The sequence below is a fragment of the Streptomyces swartbergensis genome (assembly GCF_002148965.1).
Lineage (GTDB): Bacteria > Actinomycetota > Actinomycetes > Streptomycetales > Streptomycetaceae > Streptomyces > Streptomyces swartbergensis.
Genome location: NZ_NGFN01000566.1, coordinates 1 through 3,036, shown reverse-complemented (window position 1 = coordinate 3,036; position 3,036 = coordinate 1). Strand labels below are relative to the sequence as shown.

4 protein-coding genes are annotated in these 3,036 nt (G+C 73.0%); 2 read left to right on the top strand and 2 right to left on the bottom strand.

Features of this window, described 5'->3' with window-relative positions; all coding sequences use genetic code 11:
* The first annotated feature begins 114 nt into the window (after positions 1-114).
* A complete protein-coding gene (locus CA983_RS42110; RefSeq protein ID WP_086605913.1) occupies positions 115-1,152 on the top strand; it encodes a rod shape-determining protein in 1,038 nt (345 codons plus the stop codon).
* A 28-nt stretch (positions 1,153-1,180) separates the two neighbouring features.
* Here CA983_RS42110 and CA983_RS42105 read toward each other — a convergent pair whose 3' ends face one another.
* Complete coding sequence (locus tag CA983_RS42105) at positions 1,181-2,134, bottom strand: sensor histidine kinase (protein ID WP_086605912.1); 954 nt, start codon at positions 2,132-2,134, stop codon at positions 1,181-1,183.
* On the bottom strand, positions 2,131-2,487 hold the full coding sequence (locus CA983_RS42100; RefSeq protein ID WP_086605914.1) for an STAS domain-containing protein: 357 nt from the start codon (positions 2,485-2,487) through the stop codon (positions 2,131-2,133). Before CA983_RS42100 ends, CA983_RS42105 begins: the two co-directional genes overlap by 4 nt.
* A 189-nt stretch (positions 2,488-2,676) precedes the next feature.
* Between CA983_RS42100 and CA983_RS42095 the strand changes: the two genes are divergently transcribed.
* Positions 2,677-3,036: STAS domain-containing protein (locus CA983_RS42095; protein WP_143645763.1), on the top strand; the 360-nt coding region annotated here is incomplete at its 3' end.

Here is a 3,036-nt window from a genome sequence, read left to right as displayed (position 1 = left end):
CCCCCGCCCCCTCCCGCGCACGATGCGAGGGAGGCCCGCCGCCCGGCGGCCCCACGTCTGCGAGGCCCGCCACCTGGCGGCCTCCCACGGTCTGTGCTCTCGGGAGGACCTGCCATGACCGCCAGTCTGGAGCAGTTGCGCCGCTGCCACTTCGCCGTCGACCTCGGGGCGGCCCGCACACGCGTCTACGTCAAGGGCGCCGGGCTCGTCGTCGACCAGCCGTCCGCCGCCGCCGTGAACACCCGCACCGGCGCGCTGATCGCGGTCGGCGAACTCGCGGAGAAGATGACGGGCCGCACACCGGACTACATCCGGGTGGCACGGCCGGTCTCCGGCGGCACCGTCGTCGACATCGAGATGGCGCAGCGCATGCTGCGGCACCTGCTCGGCGACAAGATGCGCCGCAGCCTGCGCCGCAAGCCGATCCTGCGCGCCGCGGCCTGCACCCCGCACGACGCCGACCCGCTCGCCCAGCGCGCCGCCATCGAGACGCTGGTCGGTCTCGGGGCCCGCCGCGTGGAGCTGGTCGACACGCTGATCGCCGCCGCCGTGGGCTGCGGACTGCCCGTGGAGCAGCCCGAGGCCACGATGATCATGGTGTGCGGTGCCGCGGCGACGCAGGTGGCGGTGCTGTCCCTCGGCTCCATCGTCACCGCCGAGCGCATCCCCGTGGGCGGCGAGGCCGTCGACAACGCGATCGTGCAGCACCTGCGGCACAGGCACGAGCTGATGCTGCCCAGCCAGTCGGTACGGCCGTTGCAGGTCGCCCTGTCCGGCAACGGCCTCACGCCGCAGGGCCCGGCCTCGACGGAGATCCACGGGCGGGACGTCGCCACCGGCCTGGCCCGCTCCGTCCAGGTCGACACCGCCGCCGTGCGGGACGCCATCCAGACGCCGCTCACCGCCATCCTGGACGGCATCGGCAAGGTGCTGCGCTCCTGCCCGCCCGACCTGGTCGCCGACCTCGCCGACCGGGGGATCATGATGGTCGGCGGCAGTGCGCTGCTGCCGGGCCTGGACCAGATGCTGCGTCAGGCGACCGGCATGCCCGTGCACATCGCCGAGCGGCCGGACGTGTGCGCCGTGCAGGGCCTCGGCGCGATGCTGGAGGGCAGGATCGAACCGCTGGCGCTGGATCCGCTGGGATCCTGAGCCGCAGGGCAGGGGTACGAAACCCGCCCTAGCGGGCGAACCAGCAGCGCACGGTCGTCCCGTCGTCTCCCCGGTGCACGCGCACCAGGTCGGCGATGAGGTTCACCAGCAGCAGTCCGCGCCCGCCGCGCTGATCGCGGGGCACGGGCCGGCGCCCGGCCAGCGGGTCCGCGAGCCGCCCCTCGTCGCGCACCTCGCACACCACGTACCCGTCCTCGGTCCACACCCGCAGCACCCCGGAACCGCCGCCGTGCACCACGCTGTTGGTGGTGAGCTCGGCCGTGGCGAGGGCCAGGTCGTCCAGCTTGACGCCGGTGAGTCCCAGCCGCGCCCCCTCCCCGACGGCCACGTGCCGGGCCTGGGAGAGCGAGCCGGAGTCGAAGGGATACGTCAGCGCGTCCGGCACGGGCGGCAGCGCCTCGTTGTAGCGGGCGACGACATCCCCGGGGGCGTACGCGTCACTGCCCTGCTCCAGCCGGGAGCCGGAGGGGATGACCGTCGGGTGGGTGGCGTAGGCGTCGGCGAGGACGTGCTCGGGGAGCCGCTCGACGTCGTACGGACACAGGATGGTCGCCGTACGGCCCCGGAAGGCCGCGTTGATGAGCGCCTCGTGCTGGACGCACGCGGGGTACTCCGTGTCGGAGCGCCCGGCCCAGATGGGCTCCCCGATGATCCGCACCCGGCGTCCGGCCGGCTGGGCGTCGGCGAACGCGCGTAGCACGCCGGGAATGATCCGCCCGGGATTGCGGCCGGCCTCGCACATGTCCAGCAGCCGCACCGCCTCGGCGGCCTCGCCCAGGGCGTCCCGGATCAGCGCGAGGTTCTTGCCGGGCACCGCGACCGCCACGGGATCGCCGGCCGCCAGGCCCTCGCGCACGAAGGACACGGTGACGTCGAGGTACTCGTCCTCGTCGCGGTAGAAGAGCGCGGGATGGACGAAGGGCTCGAGGGGGCCGAAGGGTTCGGCCGCGGCAGCGGTCATGACCCCGATACCTCGATCCCGGCATGGTCGGGCCACAGCAGGTCCAGCGTCCGCCGCAGGGCCGCCGGCGGACGTCGCACCACGAACCGCCGGCCGTCCCCGAGCTGCCCGGCGGCGGCCGCGAGCGCGCCCACGCCCGCGACGTCGACGAACGTCACATCGGACAACTCCAGGTAGTACACGTCCTCATCCTCGCGAACGGCCTGCTCCAGTACGCCTTCCCAGATCGCACGTGTCGTCAGGACGACCTCGCCCGACGCCCGGACGCCCTGCCGCCCGGACAACGGGAACACCGCCAGGCCCGGCCCGGGACCACAGGCCCCGGCGGCCGACACCCGATACTGAGTGTTCAAGCCCCTCTCCCCACACTTGTGGACCACCAGCGCTGGTACCCGTCCGGGAGAATCTCATTCCCCGCAGAGGTGTGTAGCACGCCGCACGGCGGGCAGGCGCATCTCACGCCGACGTCGACGGGGGCGAGTGACGTCGTGCGGTTCCCGCGAGGAGGAACACGACCGACGAAGGACCGAAAAGGCGGTGACATGACGTCAGCGGCATCACCACATCGCGCAGGAGGGCTGAACACACTGGTCATCAGTGGCCGCGTGGACGCGGACCGGGCTGAGCTCACCCCGTGCGGTGAGCTGGTTCACGGCTGCGCGGAAACACTGGCCAGGACCCTGGCCGAGTTGCCGCCCACGATCACGCGGGTGGACCTGGACATGGAGGGCGTGCACTTCATGGACACGGCGGGTCTGCAGTTCATCGACGTGCTGGGCGACTTCGCCCGGCAGCGATTCGTGACGGTCACGACCACCAACTGGAACGGACAGCCGCGCCGGATCCTGGAACTGGCGGGCCTGGACACGACCGACCCCCTGCGTCCCGCGCCCCACCCCGAG

Bases quoted from the DNA above. Each gene is read 5' to 3' on its own strand.
- CA983_RS42105 (WP_086605912.1), bottom strand. From the start codon at position 2,134: ATGACCGCTGCCGCGGCCGAACCCTTCGGCCCCCTCGAGCCCTTCGTC.
- CA983_RS42110 (WP_086605913.1), top strand. From the start codon at position 115: ATGACCGCCAGTCTGGAGCAGTTGCGCCGCTGCCACTTCGCCGTCGAC.